Genomic DNA, 18,302 nt, shown 5'->3' on the forward strand with positions numbered 1-18,302 from the left:
GGCGACGGCTATGGTGCGGCACTTCGCGGTAACCTGACCCCATGTCAGGATACTGCAACTTCGCCCCAGGCCATCCGGTCCACGGTCCCTATCACGACCGCGAATACGGCTTTCCGCAGCGCGACGAATCCATCTTGTTCGAACGCCTGCTGCTGGAGATCAACCAGGCCGGCCTGAGCTGGGAAACCATCCTGAAAAAGCGCGAGGGCTTCCGCGCCGCCTATCACGGCTTCGACGTCGACAAGGTCGCCAGTTATCGCGAACGCGAACGCCAGCGCCTGCTGGCCGACCCCGGCATCATCCGCAACCGGTTGAAGATCGACGCCGCCATCCACAACGCGCAGGTCATCCGCGGCCTGCGCAAGAGCCACGGCGGCTTTGCCGACTGGCTGGATGCGCACCATCCCCTGCCCAAGACCGACTGGGTCAAGCTGTTCAAGCGGACCTTCCGTTTCACCGGCGGCGAAATCACCGGCGAATTCCTGATGAGCCTGGGCTACCTGCCCGGCGCGCACCGCGAGGACTGCCCCGCCTTCCGCCGCGCCGCGAAGCAGCGGCCGCCGTGGATGCGAACGCGCAAGTGAGCCGACCCTGCGGACGGATCCTGTTTCGCGTCACTGGCGTATCCGCGATAATCCGCTTCCCCCACGCTTTTCCCCGATCATGTCATCAGACCGAATCCTGCATCCGCAATTGCGCGAGCGCATTGTCTCGGCCGAACAGGCGGCAACCCTGATCCAGCCCGGCGAAACCGTCGCGATGAGCGGCTTCACCGGTTCCGGCTATCCGAAATCGGTGCCTCTGGCGCTGGCCGCGCGCATCGAGCAGTCGCACGCCGCGGGTACCCCGTTCCGGATCAAGGTGCTGACCGGTGCCTCGACCGCGCCCGAACTCGATGGCGCACTGGCCAAGGCCGACGCCATTTCGCTGAGGCTCCCGTTCCAGTCCGACCCGGATGCGCGCAAGCGGATCAACGACGGCCAGCTGGAATACATCGACATGCACCTGAGCCAGGTCGCGCAGCAGACCTGGTTCGGCATATACGGCGACATCGACACCGCGATCGTCGAGGCCACTGCGATCCGCGAAGACGGCCGCCTGGTCCCGTCCACGTCGGTCGGCAACAACAAGACCTGGCTCGACCTTGCCCGCAAGGTCATCATCGAGGTCAACCAGTGGCAGCCGGCCGAAATCGACGGCATGCACGACATCTACTACGGCACCGCCCTGCCGCCGCAGCGCAAGCCGATCCCGCTGGTGAAGTCCGACGACCGTATCGGCGAGCCCTATCTGCGTTGCGATCCGGACAAGGTCGTGGCCGTGGTGCTGACCGACAAGCCGGATCGCAACAGCCCCTTCGCCCCGATCGACGCGACCAGCGAACGGATCGCGGGACACTTCATCGAGTTCCTCGGCCATCAGGTCAAGCACGGCCTGTTGCCGTCCAACCTGTTGCCGCTGCAATCCGGGGTCGGCAACATCCCCAACGCAGTGCTGGCCGGACTCGGCAACAGCGGACTGCGCGGCCTGCACGCCTTCACCGAGGTCATCCAGGACGGCATGCTGGACCTGCTCAAGTCCGGCGTCCTGGCCAGCGCCTCATGCACCGGCTTCGCGCTGAGCCCGGCTGCCAGCGAGGAATTCAAGCGCGGCATCCGCTTCTACCGCGAACGCATCATCCTGCGCACGCAGGAGATATCGAACCATCCGGAACTGGTGCGCCGGCTGGGTTGCATCGCGATGAACGGAATGATCGAGGTCGACCTCTACGGCAACGTCAACTCCACCCACATCATGGGCTCACGCATCCAGAACGGTATCGGCGGCTCCGGCGATTTCGCCCGCAACGGCTATCTTTCGGTATTCCTGAGCCCGAGCACCGCGCGCAACGGCAGCATTTCCTCCCTCGTGCCGATGGTCAGCCATGTCGACCATACCGAACACGATGTGGCGGTCATCGTCACCGAGCGGGGGCTGGCCGACCTGCGCGGGCTGTCGCCCAAGCAACGCGCCCGCGCCTTGCTCGACAATTGCGCACACCCGGACTACCGCGATCAACTGGAAGACTATTTCGACCGCGCCTGCCGGGAAAGCTACGGACGGCACACGCCCCACCTGCTGCCCGAGGCGCTGTCCTGGCACCAGCGCTGGCTGGATACCGGCAGCATGAAGGCGAACTGAGGGGCTGCCGTCTGCCGCGGCATCGGCCACAACCGCGCCGCGGCGCTTCTCAGTTGCGTACCTCGGCCACTTCCACCCCATCCAGCCCCTGCGCCAGGGTCCGCGCATCGCCGCCCTGCGACAGCTTGATCTTGAGCCGGACCTCGTTCTGCGAGTCGGCGTGGCGCAGCGCGTCCTCGTAGCTGATCTCGCCGGCCTGGTACAGCTCGAACAGGCTCTGGTCGAAGGTCTTCATGCCCAGGTTGGTGGATTCCTTCATCACTTCCTTGAGCTTGTGGATCTCGCCGTCGCGGATGTAGTCCTGCACCAGCGGCGTGCCGAGCAGGATCTCCATCGCCACCCGCCGCGCCTTGCCGTCGGGGGTCGGGATCAGCTGCTGCGCGACCACGCCCTTGAGGTTCAGCGACAGGTCCATCAGCAACTGCTGGCGGCGATCTTCCGGGAAGAAGTTGATGATGCGGTCCATCGCCTGGTTGGCGTTGTTGGCGTGCAGCGTGCACAGCACCAGGTGGCCGGTTTCGGCGAAGGCGATGGCGTGGTCCATGCCCTCGCGGGTGCGCACCTCGCCGATCATGATCACGTCGGGGGCCTGGCGCAGGGTGTTCTTCAGCGCCGCGTCCCAGCTGTCGGTGTCGATGCCGACCTCGCGCTGGGTGATGATGCAGCCCTCGTGCTTGTGCACGAACTCGATCGGGTCCTCGATGGTGATGATGTGGCCGGTCGAATTCTGGTTGCGGTAGCCGATCATCGCCGCCAGCGAGGTCGACTTGCCGGTGCCGGTGGCGCCGACGAAGATGATGATGCCGCGCTTGGTCATCGCCAGCGTCTTGATGATCGGCGGCAGGTTCAATTCCTCCACCGTCGGGATCCGCGCCTCGATCCGGCGCAGCACCATGCCGACCTGGTTGCGCTGGTAGAAGCAGCTGACGCGGAAGCGGCCGACGCCGGCCACGCCGATGGCGAAGTTGCACTCGTGGGTCTTTTCGAACTCCTCGCGCTGCGCCGGCGTCATCACGTTCAGCACCAGGTCGCGCGACTGCTGCGGCGTCAGCGGCGTCTGCGTCACCGGCGAGATCTTGCCGTGCACCTTGATCGACGGCGGCATGCCCGCGGTGATGAACAGGTCCGAGGCCTTCTGGTGCGCCATCAGTTTGAGGAAGGAGGTGAAATCAATGGTGCTCATTGGAATTCCTCTGTATGAGGCCGTCGCGGCGACAGCCCGCCGGCAGTGGTCGGCTTATTCGAACAGGCGCTTGTCCTTGGCGTATTCCCTGGCCTGCTGGCGGGTGATCAGGCTGCGCTTGACCAGGTCCTGCAGGTTCTGGTCCAGCGTCTGCATGCCCATCTGCTGGCCGGTCTGGATCGCCGAATACATCTGCGCCACCTTGTCTTCGCGGATCAGGTTGCGGATGGCCGGGGTGGCCACCATGATCTCGTGCGAGGCGATGCGACCGCCGCCGACCCGCTTGAGCAGCGCCTGCGAGATCACCGCACGCAGCGACTCGGACAGCATCGAGCGCACCATCGGCTTCTCGCCGGCGGGGAACACGTCGATGATGCGGTCGATGGTCTTGGCCGCCGAACTGGTGTGCAGGGTGCCGAACACCAGGTGGCCGGTTTCCGCCGCGGTCAGCGCCAGGCGGATGGTTTCCAGGTCGCGCAACTCGCCGACCAGGATGTAGTCCGGGTCCTCGCGCAGGGCCGAACGCAGCGCCTCGTTGAAGCCGTGGGTGTCGCGGTGCACTTCGCGCTGGTTGACCAGGCACTTCTGCGAGGTGTGGACGAACTCGATCGGGTCCTCGACAGTGAGGATGTGGCCGTATTCGTTCTTGTTGATGTGGTCGACCATCGCCGCCAGAGTGGTCGACTTGCCCGAGCCGGTCGGCCCGGTCACCAGGATCAAGCCCTGCGGCTGCTCGATCAGCTGGCGGAACACCGGCGGGCAGGCCAGGTCCTCCAGGGTCAGCACTTCCGAGGGAATGGTGCGGAACACCGCGCCGGCGCCGCGGTTCTGGTTGAAGGCGTTGACGCGGAAGCGAGCCAGCGACGGGATCTCGAACGAGAAGTCGACCTCGAGGAATTCCTCGTAGTCGCGGCGCTGCTTGTCCGACATGATGTCGTAGACCAGCGCGTGGACCTGCTTGTGGTCCAGCGCCGGAATGTTGATCCGGCGCACGTCGCCGTCCACCCGGATCATGGGCGGCAGGCCGGCGGACAGATGCAGGTCCGATGCCTTGTTCTTGACCGAAAATGCCAGCAGTTCGGCAATATCCATGTGTCGCTTTCCCCCAGATGCCGCGAAAATTTGGAAACCTTTGGCCCCTCGCGGCAGTATAGCGCCCCCGCCACGATATCCAACGGTTGATGGAACATGCTCGCCGGCACCCTCAGCGAGACCCTGCAACGCCTTGATAACGCAGCAAAAGCCGCGCACAGGCCAGTGCCCCGCCTGCTGGCCGTTTCCAAGCTGAAACCGGCGGCCGACATCGCCGCGCTGGCCGCTGCCGGGCAGCGCGCCTTCGGCGAAAACTACGTGCAGGAGGCCCAGGCCAAGGTTGCCGAACTGGCCGGACTGGGGCTGGAGTGGCATCTGATCGGCCACCTGCAGTCCAACAAGGCCGAACTAGCCGCCCAGCTGTTCGACTGGGTACAGACCGTGGACCGGCCCAAGCTGGTGACCGCACTGGGCTCGGCGCGCCCGGTCGACCGCCCACCGCTCAAGGTTCTGATCCAGGTCAACGTGGACGACGAGGCCGGCAAGCACGGCTGCCGGCCGGAGCAGGTCGACGCGCTGGCCGCCGCGATCGCCGGCCAGCCGGGCCTGAGCCTGCGCGGACTGATGGCCATCCCTACTCCGCATGCCGACATCGAGCGCCGGCGCCCGGCCTTCCGCTGCATGCGCGAACTGTTCGACGACCTGGCCGCTCGCCATCGCCAGGTCGACACCCTGTCGATGGGCATGAGCGACGATTTCGCCGTGGCCATCGCCGAAGGGGCGACAATGGTGCGCATCGGTACCGCACTGTTCGGTGCCCGCCCGCCCAAACCACAAGGAATCCCCGCATGAGCACCGACCCGATTGCCTTCGTCGGCGGCGGCAACATGGCGCGCAGCCTGATCGGCGGCCTGATCGCAGGCGGCATGCCGGCCGCATCGATCCGCGTCGCCGAACCGCAGGCGGCCCTGCGCGAAGCCCTGGTCGACGATTTCGGCATCCACACCTTCGAGCGCGCCGACGACGCCGTGACCGGTGCCGCGACCTGGCTGCTGGCGGTCAAACCGCAGGTCATGCGCACCGTCTGCGAAGCATTGGCGCCGCAAGCCGGCGCCGCGCGGCCGCTGGTCGTCTCGATCGGCGCCGGGATCACCACCGGGCAATTGCAGCGCTGGCTGGGGACGCAATTGCCGGTCGTACGCGCGATGCCCAACACCCCGGCCCTGCTCGGCGCCGGCATCACCGGCTTGTATGCCAACGCACTGGCCGGCGAGGACGGCTATCGCCGCGCCGAAGCCCTGCTGGCCGGGGCGGGCCAGACCGTGCGGGTCGACGACGAAGCCCTGATCGACGCGGTCACCGCCGTGTCCGGCAGCGGTCCGGCCTATGCCTTCCTGCTGGCCGAAGCGATGGAAGCCGCCGCCCGCGAACAGGGCATGCCCGCCGACACCGCCCGCGCCCTGGTCCTGCAGACCCTGCTCGGCGCCGCCCGCATGCTGACCGAAACTGGCGAAGCCCCGGCCGAGCTGCGTCGCCGCGTCACCTCCCCCGGCGGCACCACCCAGGCCGCCGTGGAGACTTTCGAAGCCGGCGGTTTCGCCGCACTGGTCGCCGATGCCATCGCCGCAGCCACCCGGCGCGGCCGCGAACTGTCGCAAGCCAACGATTGAACCGGGAGATATCCGTGCGCATTCCGTCCCTGTCCCCACGCCTGCCCGCGCTGGCGTTCCTGCTGGCCCTGGCCGCCTGCTCCGAAAGCGAACAGCCTCGCCCCGCGCAGCCGGTGCCGCCGACGCAGTCGGTGTCCGAGTTCGGCGACCTGCGCGTGCGCTACAACGCCCTGCCGACGCTGTCGATGAACGAAGCCGTCGCCCGCGAATACGGCGTGCAACGCGACGCCGGCACCGCCTTGCTGGTGATCGCACTACGCAAGGCGCAAGCCGAGGACGAAATCGCGGCCGACGGCCAGGTCGAAGCCGTGGTCGTCGACCTGCAGGGCCGGCGCCAGGAAGTCGAGCTCCGCGCCGCCGGCACCGGCGACTACGTCGACCATATCGGCACATTCGCCATCGACCCGCACGACACCTATCGCATCGAGGCGCGGATCCGCCACGAGGGCCGCACCGAAACGGTGAAGTTCCAGCGCAGCTTCTGAGGCCGAAAAGCCCTGGCCGCTACAGGTCGATGCCGAAACCGACACCCGCCGACTTTTCGCTGCCGCTGAAAGCGCCGCCGAGGCTGAACGTCGCGGTCTTGCCGATGCGCTTGCCATAGCCCACCGACAATGCGCTCTCGCCTCCCTGCCAGCCGGCGCCGACCGCGATCCGTCCACGCGGGCTCTGCGTGCCGGCAGCGTTGATCGCCATGTTCAGCATCGCGCTGCCCATCGCACCCTGGCGGTCGATCCGCCGGTCCTGCTGCCCCAGACGGCGTTCGACCTGGTCGAAACGATCATCCAGCGCATCCAGCCGTCCGTTGATGGCCGACGGATCGAAACCGGTCAATGCCGCGACCTGCGTATCGGTATAGGCATTGGCCGCGCTCAGCGTGCTCGCGTCGCCATTGTCAGCATAGGTTTCCGCCGCCGCCTTCGTGTCGGAATCGCCGGCATCCGCATAATCCTGAGCGGAAGCCAGCGTGGCTGCATCCCCCGTATCGGCATATGTCCGGCTGGCGGCAGCCGTCGCCGCATCACCATTGTCGGCAATGGCCTGCACCTCCGGCTCGGAAAGCCCCGTCGTCAAACCAGCTATCTGCGTGTCGGTGTAGGCATAGGCATCGACCAATGCGGCCTGCAATTGGCTCAGATTGACCGCATCGGTGGCCTCGGTTCCGGCGGCGACATAGGTAATCTGGGTCAGGCTGCTGGAACTACCTACCGACAGCGTGCCCTCGCGATCGGCCACCGCACCATAGCCGATAGCAGTGCTGTAGTCCGCCTCGGCCCGCGCGTTCACCCCGGACGCACTGCTGTAATCGCCCAGCGCCACCACGCCCGCACCCATCGCCACCGCACTAGTGCCGGCGGCATAGCCCGTCTCGCTGCTGGCGTCAAGAATCCCGTCACCATCGGCATCGAAGTCCGCATTGATGGAGCCGCTGTCATCCCTGTCCCACCACCCCGTCACCGTCACGCTGCCGTTTCCGGCAGCTGCGCTCACTGTTCCGAATGCACTACTGCGTTCGCCGCTGGCTATACTGTAGCTGCCGAACGCGTTGCTGGAATCTCCGCTGGCCGTGTTGTGAAGGCCGAACGCGTTGCTGGAATCTCCGCTGGCCTCGTTGCTATAGCCGAACGCGCCGCTGAATTCTCCACTGGCCTCGTTGCTATAGCCGAACGCGCCGCTGAATTCTCCACTAGTCTCGTTGCTAAAGCCGAACGCACTGCTAGAAACACCGCTGGCCGTGTTGCGAAGGCCAAACGCGCTGCTGGAATATCCGCTGGCCTCGTTGCTATAGCCGATTGCAGTGCTGTAGTCCGCCTCGGCCCGCGCGCTCACCCCGAACGCGCTACTGTAATCGCCCAGCGCCACCACACCCGCACCTACCGCCACCGCACTGGTGCCGGCGGCATAGCCCGTCTCGCTGCTCGCGTCAAGAATCCCGTCGCCATCGGCATCGAAGTCCGCATTGATGGCGCCGTCGCCATTCCTGTCCCACCAGCCCGCCACCGCCACGCTGCCGTTTCCGGCGGCTGCGCTCACTGTTCCGAATGCGCTACTGCGTTCGCCGCTGGCTATGCTGTAACTGCCGAACGCGTTGCTGTAATCGCCGCTGGCTTTGCTGTAACTGCCGAACGCACTGCTGGAACCTCCGCTGGCCGTGTTGCGATAGCCGAACGCACTGCTGGAACCCCCGCTGGCCGTGTTGCTATTGCCGAACGCATTGCTGGCGCTGCCCCCGGCCGTGTTGCTGATTCCGAACGCATTGCTGGCGCTGCCCCCGGCCTGGTTGTTGTAACCGAATGCGTTGTTCCGCGCGTCGGTCGCCTGATTGTTGAAACCGAAAGCCGAACTGGACAACCCGCTGGCCGTGTTACGCGCACCGACGGCGGAGGCATCCTGGGAAGCGGTCTGGTTGAAACTGCCGATGGCCACCGACCGAAGCCCATCGGCTTCATTGGCGTAGCCCACGGCACTGGACGATGCCCCGGTCGCAAGGTTGTAGTTGCCCAACGCCACCGCCACGGTTCCTGAGGCGGAATTGTTCTGCCCGTAGGCGCTTGCCGAAAGATCGCAGGTCGTGTTGTCGGTTCCGTCCTCGTTGCCCCGATCTGTACTGCCGGCATCCGGGCAAGGCGCATCCACCGCCCACGCCGGCGCGGAAAAGCCCAAGGCCGCGAGAATTGCAAAGACCAATGGCGCGGGATATCGCAGTCGTATCTTCATATTCATTTCCCTTCGGTTCGTATCGTGTTGTGGGCGACCCAATGACGCATGCACGCCTCTAGGGTTCGGTCGTGCAATGGAACAACTTCCGGATCAGGGCACGGCATGCATGCGCCACGCCAGGCCCGTGCTGGTCATTCGCTTGCTGTTGTTATCGCTTTTGCAACCGCCGTTGCACTTGCTGCCAAAGAAACCGCCGATGCAGCCATGGCGAAGCCGCAAGCAAACCGCATGGTTGCTGCGCATGACCCATCCTTGATGCCACGACGGATGTCTGGCTTCATTGAGAACATTCGACAAATCACTACAAAGCGGGCCACCGCAGTGACAAAAGGTCAGTGATCGGCCCGATCACCATCCCGGACTGTCCGGCTTCTGCAGCGCACCCCAGCTATTTGCAGGGTGTGTCGTCCGGGACCGGCAGGCCACGCTTGCGTGCGAATTCACGCATTTCCTCGGCGAGTTGCTCGCACGACATTTCGCCGCGCATCGCCCGGCGACCGATGTCCGTGGATTCCTCGATGCCCTGGGTGGTAAACGCAGTGACCAATGGGTAGCTACCGGTATCGAAGCTGCGCTGCTGCATGCGGAAGTCCAGCAGCTGGCAGGTGATGTCGCCGCCGTCCGTGTCGGCCCCCTCGTGCACGACGTAGCGGGCCACGCGGTTGACCTGGGCCAGGTAGTCCTTGAACAACCCCGAGCAGAATCCGAGCCAAGGCTGCTCGGTCGGCACGGTGCTGGGCACGTTGTCGTACCACAGCGTCATCGTGCTGCCTTCGTAAGCAGTCCCGCGCATGTCGCTGGTATTCGGAACCGGCGTGGCCATCGCCGTCGGCGGGGTGTTCGCGACACTACGCAGGAATTCGTTCATGTTGCCGTAGTCCAGCGACCAGTTGGTCGCACCCGGAGTCGCATCGCCGCCGGCCTGGATGCAGGCTTTACCGTATTCGACCGATTGTCCGCACATCAGCGCGTTGCCGGCACCGCGCAGTACGGCGAATTCGTAGGTGACGCCGGGAATGGCCTGCCCGCCCATCGCCTGCCTTATGCTCTCGAGGTCGAACAGGCCGATGCTGCCATCGGCAGTATTGACGTAATAGTTGATTTCGCCGTTGGCGAGGTGACTATCGACATGCTCGCGAATGGCCAGGTCGAATTTGTAGATGCCAATCGGTTCGTCCGGATTGGGCGAAAAGCTGCTGGCAGCGGCAAATGCCTCGCGGTAGCTGCGCATCGCTGCATCGTTCGGGTCGACACCCTCACCCGCGCCGTCCGTATCCGTCGCCGAAGCTGATGCAGAGTCGTCCGTGCTCGCAAGCAGGGTCGGGCGGTGTTCCGGATCCCCAAGCCAATCACGCACGCCGGCAGGCAACGGAATCACCCCGGTCCATGCCAGTGCCATAGCACCAACGAGCAATGCGCCGGAGCCAAGCACGATGGCGAGGCCACGCCTCACGACCGCGTTCCCGTCACGATGCCACGGGTGGACAGGTTGCGGCCTTCATGTGTCTTCATCGAAATTCTCCTGCCCACCGACGCAAGTTGCATCGCCGAGTGGAACTGCCACAGTGATCGCATCCCCTGCCGACACCCCATGTGACCCGGGACACGCGATATCAACCGTCCATCTAGCGGGATCGGGGCATCCATGCAGGGTTGCCGTACACGACCCTGCCGCCGGCATCGAAGGTGAACACCTGCCCTTCGGACACGACCCCGGCGTCGTTCACGAAAAAGACGTAACCGAGATGGTTGTCCTCGGTACCTGCATCGTCGCGGGCCCTGATGCCGGCGATCAGCGTGTAATAGCGGTTGGTTTCCAGGTTCAGGGGCTGCGTCACCTGACGGCGCGCCAGCGTTGCCGAGCCCAACGGGGTGCGAACCGAAATGCGCTCGGCGCGCGAATGTTCGAGTACGGCATTGATCGTCACGAGCTGCCCCGGCGCCAGCCCTCCGGCAACGTTGGACACGCCAGCGCCCTCGACATGAGCCGATTCCCAGGCCGGCGTCTGCGACTGCGACCTTCCGATCACCGCCGTCGAGTGGGAGACGCCGGACAGCCAGCCGGACAGCCAGCTCGAGCTGCGAGCGACCGGCCGCCCCCGCTCCAGCCTGAAAAGGACCGCATCGTCGAAGCCCCAGCGCATCCGACCCCGGTTGCTGACCTTCGCACCGATGGAAAATGCCTGAATCTTGTGGTTCTTGATCTTCGCCGCCGGCACGGCCAACCCGCTGATGGCGAGGTTGAAGTCCGGGTCGGTGCGCGTTCGCACGTGTACCACGGCAGGCGAGGCGTCTTCGGGCGAAGTGGACTGCGTCGGCGGTGCCGGCTTCAGTTCACTGGAAATCTGCCGACCCGCCAATGGCTTGCTTTTCAACACCGGCTTTACGGCAGGCGATTTTTCCTGTGCACTGGCGAACACGGGCAACAGCAGCGCCAGGATCGTCGCCAGAAAGCAAACCTGGGTTCGGGACTGCATGGATTCCATTCGACTCCTCCTGCGCCTCCAGTCGGGCACCTGTCTATTTGCGGTACTTGGCGATCAACGCGTTCGCCACCTTCTGTGCGTTTTCTCCGGCCGTCTTGCGGTCGGTCACCGTCACCCTCTTGTTGGCGGCGCCGAAGACCAGCGTGTCGAAACTCAGCCGGAAATACCGGTCGTAGTCCGGGTTGTAGATGAACAACCAGCCCCGCGGCTTGTGCATGGCCAGAACGTTGTCACCGGTCGCATCCGGCACGGCCGACAGCAGCCCGGTCTGGTCCTTGCGCATGTCGTCGATTGCACGCCGGACTTCGGCTCGGGCCATCTCGCCGGTACGGAAAAGCAGCGGGCTTTTGCTGCCATCGACCAGGTTGATCACATAGCGGCAACCATCCGCTTCAACATTGCCCGCCGGGATGGACAGCGCAGCCGCGACCTCTTCGGTGGAGAGGAACGGGCAAGCCCCTTCGGCCAGCGAGAACAGGTCGGAGTAGTCACCACTTTGCGGACGCGCTGCGCCATCGCTCCCGACATCTGCAACCTTGGCGGGGGACACGTCCGCCTCTGGCGTGGCCTGCTTGCCGCAGGCCAGCAACGATCCGAACAGCAACAGGGCAAGCAGGAGTTTGGTCTTCATGTCGACTCCGTGGTCCTGAAGTTAAAGACAGGCATCACTGCTTGACCAGTTCCACCCGCCGGTTCTGCGCGCGGCCGTCCTCGGTGTCGTTGCTGGCCACCGGCACGCTGCTGCCGACGCCTTGCGCGCTCAATCGCGTGGCGGCCACGCCTTGCGCAATCAGCGCCTTGCGCACACTGTCGGCGCGCTGCTGCGACAGCTTCATGTTGGTCGCCGCGTTGCCGGTGCTGTCGGTATGCCCGACCACCAGCAGCTTGAGCTGCGGTTGCTGGCCCATCAGGATCACGACCTGTTCCAGCGAGGCATCGGATTCGGCCTTCAGGCTGGCCTTGCCGGTATCGAAGAAAATTCCGTCCAGGGTAACCTTGCCGCTTGCGGCCAAGCCCGCGGCCAGCGCGTCGGCGGAAACCCCGACCATGCCGGTATCCATCGCCGCGCTTTCCAGCACGTGCACGTAGGCGATGCTCGGATTCACCCCGACCGAGACATAGGCGGTTCCGCCGCCGTAACCGACCCTGCCGGTGAAATAGCGTACATCGCCGCCGATGCCGAGGTTCATGCCGTTGATCTCGCCCCAACCCGGCGAACCCTTGGTCGTCGAACCCGTAGTGCCGCAGTTTTCGCGTTTCACGCACTCGTAGTCCACCTGGAAGCCTTGCGCAACCAAGGCATTGCGATAGTTGCTGATGACCTCGAAGGTCGAACGCCCCTTCGGGTTGTTGTATTTCAACCGGGTCAGGGTGCCTTCCAGGCGTTCGGTCAGGTTTACCTTGTCCTTCCAGCCGACGATGCGGTAGTACTCGTTGTAGTCGTCATACTTGCGCTCCTTGCGCTTGGATCCTTGGTACGGCGTGATCAGCGGGTGGTCCCCGCCCGGATCGACGGATGCGACCGCACCGCCAGCTGAATCCGAATAGCCGGCGCCCGAGCCGTCATCGTAAATCTCGACTTCCTGACCTTGCTGCCTGGCCAGCTTGATGCACTCCTCGTCCCCCAGCGCGCAGCGCGCGACCTTGCGCGACTGCTCGTCGACCTTCTGCTCGACTTCGCTCTTGGCGGCGTTTTCGGCGATCTTCTTCAGCCGATCGAGCCAGCTCTGCGCCGACGCCGTGGATGGTGCGGCCAGCGCGATGGCGAACGGCAGCAGGAAGGCGGCAATACGGACACGGTGGTGCATGGCAGATTCCTCGGATCGTGGCGCGACCGCGAAGGCCGCTTGTACAGACATTCGAAAATTCAGTGGGAAACAGGCCACGCTGGCGCGGCGGCACTGTGTTCCGCTCAGGGATTGACCGGGGTGATCTCGCAGCCGCCGTAACGATAGCCACTACCGCCCGCTCCCCTGCTTCCGCTTACGGGAATCAGTTGGATGGCGCGCTCACGACTTGTGTTCGGCTCGAGCACAAAGCTGACCAGGCTGCCCGGCGCTGGAGGCAAGGGTTGCCAACGACCCGTACCGCCGGTCGAACTCCCATATTCGCCACGCGGCGAACGTACATAGGAATCCATGGCCACCAGGTTCCCTTCCCCCTCCACATAACACTCCAGCAACAACCAGTCTCTCGGGGCCGCAGGCAAGTTTGCCAGCAGGATCGAGCGAGCACCTGCAATCTGGCCATACGGCATGCCCTCGCTGGAGTTGTAATCGATTTGGCCGCCGCCACCCATCATCATCAGTTGCGCACCGCTGGCTAGGTAAGGCTGCTGTGGCGCCAACAAGATGGAAGGCTTCAATGCACTGGCGCCGACATTCAGACCCCACGCGCGCAGCGTGGTCAATTTGCGGCGCTGGGTGGCGCTGAGCGGAGGTGGCTTGGGCAACATCAGCGTTTTCGGCGGCGCCGGCACCTTCACGCCGCTGCCGACGGCGGGAGGCCGGATCTGCGCGGACTGGATGGTCTGTGCCGCCCGTGGCGTGAGGGATTGCGGGCTCTTCACCACCTGCCCGAAGGCGCCCGGCAATGCCAGGGCAATAACGAGGGACAGCACTGTTGCGCAGATACGGACATGACGATGCATGGCGGACTCCTAGACTCAGGGGTTGACCGGGGTGACTTCGCAGCCACCGAAGGTGGATACCGGCCTGCGCTTCAGCGTGATCGTGCGTTTGCTTTGCGTACTGGGCACCAACACGAAGCCGACGATTCCTCCCCCTGGCGGCACGTGCCGGGTATAGCCCCGGATCTGGTTGTCGTCGTACGCGCTGCCATGCCATGACCTTCCCTGCATGTAGGCAGGCGTCGGCGAGTTGGGATGCGTAACCGAAGCAGTGAGGTCAAAGCCGTCGGGATAATGGTAGCCATCGCCCGCCTCATAGCACTCCACCAGCAACCAATCCCTTGGCGTCGCGGGGATATCCTTGAAGATCACCATCGAGTCGACGGCCAGGAGCTTGATCGAACCATAGGGCAGCCCCTCCTTGGAGGCATAGTCGATCGTGGTGCCGCGATCGCTGACCACGCTCATCACCGCCCCATTGGCCAAATAGGGTTGCTGCGGCGTGAGCAGATAGGACGGCTTCAATGCACTGGCACCGACATTGAGGCCCCAATCGCGCAGTGCGAGCAACTTGCGCCGCTGGGTGGCGCTGGGCGGCGGCGGCTTGGGCAGCGCCAGTGTTTTCGGCGGTGCCGGTACGCGCACGCCGCTGTGACTGGCGGGCAACTCGACCTGCGTCGAGCTGATCTGGCTGGACTGGATGGCGCGTGTCGCCTGCGGTGTGAGCGTCTTCTGCGGCAGCTGCTGGGCAATGGCACTGGCCGGCACTGCGGCAAGGGCAAGCGGCAGCAGGGTGATGGCGATGCGGGCATGACAACGCATGGCGCGAACTCCTCGGGTCGTGGCGCGACCGCGAAGGCCGCTTGTACAGACATTCGAAATTCGGCGGGAAACGGGCCAAGCGAGCGAAAACGAAGGCATGCGCGCACCTTCATCTGCGCGCGGGAATCCGGCTCCCGGCGCTTCCCGCGATCAGCGACCGGATTGCAGCAGGCGGATCACCTCCGTGCTGCTCAGGGTCTTCTGGTTGTTGCCGGGGTTGCAGTCGTCGTTGGCCTTGTTGCCGTCAGCGTAGATGTCCGGGTCGTAGGTGATGGACGCGGTCACGGTATTGGCGAGATTGTTGTAGGGCGCCCAGCGTTCCTGGTCATCGACCTGGCCGCGCTCCTGCCCGGGCTCGAGCGAGGTGAAGTCGATGCCGGGCAAATTGCGGCCGTTGACGCGAATGGTCAGGCTCTGCTGACCCGTACCGGACGACCAGGCGGTCTTGCCCAGGTTGCGTACCGTGGCGAATACATCGAAATAGTATTTCCCGTCGGCGGTACGGCGCAGGCGCTGCACGCCCACTTCGGTAATGGCCGGGTCCGGTCCCAGACATTCGCCAGGCTTGAACAATGGCGGCCTTTTGAGCACGTTGGGCGGGGTCACCTGCTTGGCTGGAATGACAGGCTTGACTGGCTTGACTGGCTTGACCAGGGTGGGCTGACTAACCTGGGCGATGGCCACCTGGGCCATGGCCAACGGCAGCAGGACGGTGGCGATGCGGATATGACGATGCATGGCGCGAGTTCCTCGAATCGTGGCGCGGCTGCAAAGACCGCTTGTCCAGACATTCGAAGTTCGACGGGAAACGGGCCACGCCGGTGCGCCGTGTCAGGTGCCGATGGCCTCCCTGAGCTTGCCGAACAGCCGTCGTTGCGCTGGGACGTCGCGTGCGATCACCTCCCAGCCTTCAGCACGCAGCGCTTCGCAGACCTCCCGGTCGGGTCCCTTGCACTTGCCGGAAATCGCCTTGATCAGCACCGTCACGTAATTCGAGGTGTCGCGGTGGTCCTTGCGCAGTGCGGACAGCGCGCCGAGCACCATGGCGGAGGCTTCCTCGGGCCGTCCGAGCTGTGCCATCGCCACGCCGCGTTCGGCATCGAGGACCAGCGATTCGGCCGTGTCCTTGCCGTTCGCGTCGAGATAGGCGGGCCGCGCGGCGAGATATTGCGCATCGGCGGCCCGTGGATCGCCGCTGCGCATCAGCAGGCGCGCCAGTGCGATCTGCAGTTGTGCGAGCTGTCGGCTGCCGGCGGGCTTGCTCTTGCGCATGCGTGCGACGAGGTCGCGCATGAGCGCGATGGCCTCGGGAAGCTGGCCGGTGTCGGCGAGGTGCGCGACCTTGTGGCGGGTGAGGGTCAGCACCCGGGCATTGTCGTTTCCGTAGATGGCGCGCATCCGCGGCAGCAGGTCCTCGACCGCGGCGTTGGCCTCGTCCTTCCGGCCCATGCGCAGCAGGATCCGGATGCGCACCTCCCCCAGATTGACGGCACGCACGGACGCCTTGCCCTCGATCGAGACCGCATCCGCGATGCCGCGGTCGATCGTGGCCAGCGCTTCGTCCAGGCGGTTGAGCTGGTACTGGCTCAGGGCCCTGACATTCAGCGCATTGATGGAAGTGACCGTCGGGCCAGCATAGAAACGGGCGTGGCGTTCCAGGATCCGGTCCGTCAGCGCCAATGCATCGTCGAAGCGCCCGAATCCCTCCAGTGCCAGCGCATACCGCATCAGGAAGGTATCGTACTCGTCCGCCGACAGCGACTGTTCCAAGTCCGGCTGGCGCCAGAGTTCGTCCTTTTTCGCGACCGATGCCGCAGTCTTGCCCGCGTTCCACAGGATGTCCGATTCGCGCACGGCAATGGCCGTGCAGAACCGCTTGCCGGCGCCGGGACACAACGCCCATGCGCGCGCATTCGCCGCTTCGGCCTCGTCGTAGCGGGAAGCGCCGATCAGGGCGGATGTCAGCCACGACACCATGGACAGGTGATCGCCGCTGCCAGGGCGAGCATGGGAGACAGCATTCTCGATTTCGGCGAGGCGCTTGATTTCCGCTGCCCAGTCCGTGCGTGGCTTGAGGACCAGTCGCGCAGCGATCAGTCGGGCTTCCCGGAGCAGGCTGTCGATGTCGCCTGCGGTGGGAGGCGCGAGACGATTGGCTTCCTCCAGCAGGGCGACCGCCTCCTTGTTGCGGCCCGCCTGCGAGTGGATGGTCGCCAGCGAGACGAGTACGTCGGCAAGCGTCGAGGGATCGTCGGCCAGTTGCCGGTGCGCTTCGGATTCGGCGTGTGCCAGCAATTGCTTCCGCGGAATGTTGGTCGGCATGTTCCTGGAAGGAGAAAGCGACAGCAAGAGTTCCTGCAGGAATTTCAGTTGCCGTTGCGCCGAGGCTTCCGCCGTGGTCGCCTGTTCGACGGCGGCAAGAGCGGCGGCGCGCTGTACCAACGACATCCAGATGCCTCCGACCAAGGCGAGCAGCAAGGCGGTCGTCAGCGAAGCTGCCAGTCGGTGGCGCGCAATGAACTTGCCGAAGCGGTACCAGCCGCTGTCATGATGCGCGGCCACCGGTCTGCCAGCCTGCCACGCGCGCAGATCTGCGCCCAGTTCGGCCGCGCCGGGATAGCGCCGGACCGGTTCACGGGCGAGCGCCTTTTTCAGGATCGCACCAAGGTCACCGACCAGTAGCCTGCGCCGCGCGCGATCGTTCTCACGATCCAGCAGCACGGCAGGATCGCGGCATTCGGCGTCGGCAACGTCTTCGGGGAATTGTGGCGGCTTTCCGACCAACAACTGGTGCAAAAGACTGCCTAGGCCGTAGACGTCGGTGGCGGTGGTAATGGCTCCGCCATGCAGCTGTTCCGGTGCCGCGTAGCGCGGTGTGAGGGCATAGATACCGGTACCGGTCAGCTCGCTGGCGCCCTCTTCCAGCATCCGCGAAATGCCGAAATCCAGCAGCACCACCCGGCCTTCGTGATCGACCAGGACGTTGGACGGCTTGATGTCGCGATGGATGACCAAGTGCCGATGGGCGTATTCCACCGCGTCGCAGACTTGCAGGAACAGCTCGACGCGCTGTGCCGTATCCAGCCCCTGCTCGCGACACCAGGTTTCGATGTCGATGCCTTCGACCAGCGCCATCGCGAACCAGGGCGTGCCGTCCTCGGCCACGCCGGCGTCCAGCACCGGCGCGATGCCGGGATGGCTCAATCGCACAAGGATGTCGATCTCGCGGGCGAAGCGCGCCTTGCCCTCGTCCGTGGCTGCGGCCAGCGACAGCAGTTTCACTGCCGCCCTCTGCCCTGCCGGCGGCTGCAGCGAGCGGGCGCGATACACCACCGACATGCCGCCCTTGCCCAGCAGATCGGTCAGCAGCCAGCGCCCCAGTTGGCGGCCAGACAAGGCGGCGGTTTCACCAGCGCTGGCGGCCAGCGACGGCAACGGCGAATCCAGCACGCTGGGACGATGCTCGGTCGCCAGCATCCGCTCGGCCAGCGCCCGCACCTCGGACGGCACGTCGGGCGCATACAGTTCGGCCTGCCGCTCGGCCTCGGGCAGATCCATCAGCCGCTCGACCAATGTCA

At 65.1% G+C, this 18,302-nt stretch carries 17 protein-coding genes; 6 read left to right on the plus strand and 11 right to left on the minus strand.

The annotated features are described in order from the left end of the window. Nucleotides 1-41 precede the first annotated feature (41 nt). Both CSC70_RS04895 and scpC read left to right on the plus strand, forming a co-directional pair. Complete coding sequence (locus CSC70_RS04895) at nt 42-584, plus strand: DNA-3-methyladenine glycosylase I (protein ID WP_162455541.1); 543 nt, start codon at nt 42-44, stop codon at nt 582-584. 79 nt (nt 585-663) lie between these two features. Beyond that, on the plus strand, nt 664-2,181 hold the full coding sequence (scpC, locus tag CSC70_RS04900; RefSeq protein ID WP_162455542.1) for a succinyl-CoA:acetate CoA-transferase ScpC: 1,518 nt from the start codon (nt 664-666) through the stop codon (nt 2,179-2,181). A 49-nt stretch (nt 2,182-2,230) separates the two neighbouring features. On the opposite strand, the gene CSC70_RS04905 is transcribed toward scpC, so the two are convergent. Together CSC70_RS04905 and CSC70_RS04910 are read right to left on the minus strand one after the other, a co-directional pair. Continuing rightward, nucleotides 2,231-3,364, minus strand: a complete 1,134-nt coding sequence (locus CSC70_RS04905) for a PilT/PilU family type 4a pilus ATPase (RefSeq protein ID WP_162455543.1) — start codon at nt 3,362-3,364, stop codon at nt 2,231-2,233. A 54-nt stretch (nt 3,365-3,418) separates the two neighbouring features. After that, the gene (locus CSC70_RS04910; protein ID WP_162455544.1) at nt 3,419-4,456 is read right to left on the minus strand and encodes a type IV pilus twitching motility protein PilT; all 1,038 of its coding nucleotides are present in this window, start codon (nt 4,454-4,456) and stop codon (nt 3,419-3,421) included. Nucleotides 4,457-4,552: 96 nt separating this feature from the next. Between CSC70_RS04910 and CSC70_RS04915 the strand changes: the two genes are divergently transcribed. Genes CSC70_RS04915 through CSC70_RS04925 form a run of 3 tightly spaced genes read left to right on the plus strand, consistent with a single transcriptional unit; the run spans nt 4,553 to nt 6,551 of the window. Beyond that, nucleotides 4,553-5,248 carry a YggS family pyridoxal phosphate-dependent enzyme gene (locus tag CSC70_RS04915; protein ID WP_162455545.1) on the plus strand — a complete coding sequence of 232 codons (696 nt, stop codon included), beginning with the start codon at nt 4,553-4,555 and terminating at the stop codon, nt 5,246-5,248. Next, the gene (gene proC, locus CSC70_RS04920) at nt 5,245-6,066 is read left to right on the plus strand and encodes a pyrroline-5-carboxylate reductase (RefSeq protein ID WP_162455546.1); all 822 of its coding nucleotides are present in this window, start codon (nt 5,245-5,247) and stop codon (nt 6,064-6,066) included. Before CSC70_RS04915 ends, proC begins: the two co-directional genes overlap by 4 nt. A gap of 14 nt (nt 6,067-6,080) precedes the next feature. Then, the gene (locus CSC70_RS04925; RefSeq protein ID WP_162455547.1) at nt 6,081-6,551 is read left to right on the plus strand and encodes a DUF4426 domain-containing protein; all 471 of its coding nucleotides are present in this window, start codon (nt 6,081-6,083) and stop codon (nt 6,549-6,551) included. Nucleotides 6,552-6,570: 19 nt separating this feature from the next. Here the strand turns inward: CSC70_RS04925 and CSC70_RS04930 are convergent, their stop codons facing one another. Next, nucleotides 6,571-8,784 (minus strand): YadA-like family protein, encoded by a 2,214-nt coding sequence (locus CSC70_RS04930; protein WP_162455548.1) that lies wholly within the window; start codon nt 8,782-8,784, stop codon nt 6,571-6,573. A gap of 105 nt (nt 8,785-8,889) precedes the next feature. On the opposite strand from CSC70_RS04930, the gene CSC70_RS04935 reads away from it, so the two are divergent. Next, nucleotides 8,890-9,126 (plus strand): hypothetical protein, encoded by a 237-nt coding sequence (locus CSC70_RS04935; protein WP_162455549.1) that lies wholly within the window; start codon nt 8,890-8,892, stop codon nt 9,124-9,126. Between the two features lie 49 nt (nt 9,127-9,175). On the opposite strand, the gene CSC70_RS04940 is transcribed toward CSC70_RS04935, so the two are convergent. The 8 genes from CSC70_RS04940 to CSC70_RS04975 form a co-directional block, all read right to left on the minus strand. Beyond that, entirely contained in the window at nt 9,176-10,018 is an 843-nt protein-coding gene (locus CSC70_RS04940) for a hypothetical protein (RefSeq protein ID WP_162455550.1), read from the minus strand. Nucleotides 10,019-10,412: 394 nt separating this feature from the next. Then, a complete protein-coding gene (locus CSC70_RS04945) occupies nt 10,413-11,273 on the minus strand; it encodes a hypothetical protein (RefSeq protein ID WP_162455551.1) in 861 nt (286 codons plus the stop codon). Between the two features lie 34 nt (nt 11,274-11,307). Then, on the minus strand, nt 11,308-11,904 hold the full coding sequence (locus CSC70_RS04950; protein WP_162455552.1) for a hypothetical protein: 597 nt from the start codon (nt 11,902-11,904) through the stop codon (nt 11,308-11,310). A 34-nt stretch (nt 11,905-11,938) separates the two neighbouring features. Next, complete coding sequence (locus CSC70_RS04955) at nt 11,939-13,081, minus strand: OmpA family protein (RefSeq protein ID WP_162455553.1); 1,143 nt, start codon at nt 13,079-13,081, stop codon at nt 11,939-11,941. 104 nt (nt 13,082-13,185) lie between these two features. Then, a complete protein-coding gene (locus tag CSC70_RS04960) occupies nt 13,186-13,923 on the minus strand; it encodes a hypothetical protein (RefSeq protein WP_162455554.1) in 738 nt (245 codons plus the stop codon). A 15-nt stretch (nt 13,924-13,938) separates the two neighbouring features. After that, a complete protein-coding gene (locus CSC70_RS04965; protein WP_162455555.1) occupies nt 13,939-14,724 on the minus strand; it encodes a hypothetical protein in 786 nt (261 codons plus the stop codon). 150 nt (nt 14,725-14,874) lie between these two features. Then, the gene (locus tag CSC70_RS04970; RefSeq protein WP_162455556.1) at nt 14,875-15,462 is read right to left on the minus strand and encodes a hypothetical protein; all 588 of its coding nucleotides are present in this window, start codon (nt 15,460-15,462) and stop codon (nt 14,875-14,877) included. Between the two features lie 93 nt (nt 15,463-15,555). Then, a complete protein-coding gene (locus CSC70_RS04975) occupies nt 15,556-18,159 on the minus strand; it encodes a serine/threonine-protein kinase (protein ID WP_162455557.1) in 2,604 nt (867 codons plus the stop codon). Between the last annotated feature and the right edge of the window lie 143 nt (nt 18,160-18,302).

Origin of the sequence: Pseudoxanthomonas kalamensis DSM 18571 (assembly GCF_010211745.1) — a bacterium.
Classification (GTDB): Bacteria; Pseudomonadota; Gammaproteobacteria; order Xanthomonadales; family Xanthomonadaceae; genus Pseudoxanthomonas_A; species Pseudoxanthomonas_A kalamensis.

What these genes read in the sequence shown, in the direction of transcription:
- CSC70_RS04895 (WP_162455541.1), top strand. Translation starts at nt 42, where the DNA reads ATGTCAGGATACTGCAACTTCGCCCCAGGCCATCCGGTCCACGGTCCC.
- scpC (WP_162455542.1), top strand. Translation starts at nt 664, where the DNA reads ATGTCATCAGACCGAATCCTGCATCCGCAATTGCGCGAGCGCATTGTC.
- CSC70_RS04905 (WP_162455543.1), bottom strand. Translation starts at nt 3,364, where the DNA reads ATGAGCACCATTGATTTCACCTCCTTCCTCAAACTGATGGCGCACCAG.
- CSC70_RS04910 (WP_162455544.1), bottom strand. Translation starts at nt 4,456, where the DNA reads ATGGATATTGCCGAACTGCTGGCATTTTCGGTCAAGAACAAGGCATCG.
- CSC70_RS04915 (WP_162455545.1), top strand. Translation starts at nt 4,553, where the DNA reads ATGCTCGCCGGCACCCTCAGCGAGACCCTGCAACGCCTTGATAACGCA.
- proC (WP_162455546.1), top strand. Translation starts at nt 5,245, where the DNA reads ATGAGCACCGACCCGATTGCCTTCGTCGGCGGCGGCAACATGGCGCGC.
- CSC70_RS04930 (WP_162455548.1), bottom strand. Translation starts at nt 8,784, where the DNA reads ATGAAGATACGACTGCGATATCCCGCGCCATTGGTCTTTGCAATTCTC.
- CSC70_RS04935 (WP_162455549.1), top strand. Translation starts at nt 8,890, where the DNA reads ATGCATGCGCCACGCCAGGCCCGTGCTGGTCATTCGCTTGCTGTTGTT.
- CSC70_RS04940 (WP_162455550.1), bottom strand. Translation starts at nt 10,018, where the DNA reads ATGCGCAGCTACCGCGAGGCATTTGCCGCTGCCAGCAGCTTTTCGCCC.
- CSC70_RS04945 (WP_162455551.1), bottom strand. Translation starts at nt 11,273, where the DNA reads ATGGAATCCATGCAGTCCCGAACCCAGGTTTGCTTTCTGGCGACGATC.
- CSC70_RS04950 (WP_162455552.1), bottom strand. Translation starts at nt 11,904, where the DNA reads ATGAAGACCAAACTCCTGCTTGCCCTGTTGCTGTTCGGATCGTTGCTG.
- CSC70_RS04955 (WP_162455553.1), bottom strand. Translation starts at nt 13,081, where the DNA reads ATGCACCACCGTGTCCGTATTGCCGCCTTCCTGCTGCCGTTCGCCATC.
- CSC70_RS04960 (WP_162455554.1), bottom strand. Translation starts at nt 13,923, where the DNA reads ATGCATCGTCATGTCCGTATCTGCGCAACAGTGCTGTCCCTCGTTATT.
- CSC70_RS04965 (WP_162455555.1), bottom strand. Translation starts at nt 14,724, where the DNA reads ATGCGTTGTCATGCCCGCATCGCCATCACCCTGCTGCCGCTTGCCCTT.
- CSC70_RS04970 (WP_162455556.1), bottom strand. Translation starts at nt 15,462, where the DNA reads ATGCATCGTCATATCCGCATCGCCACCGTCCTGCTGCCGTTGGCCATG.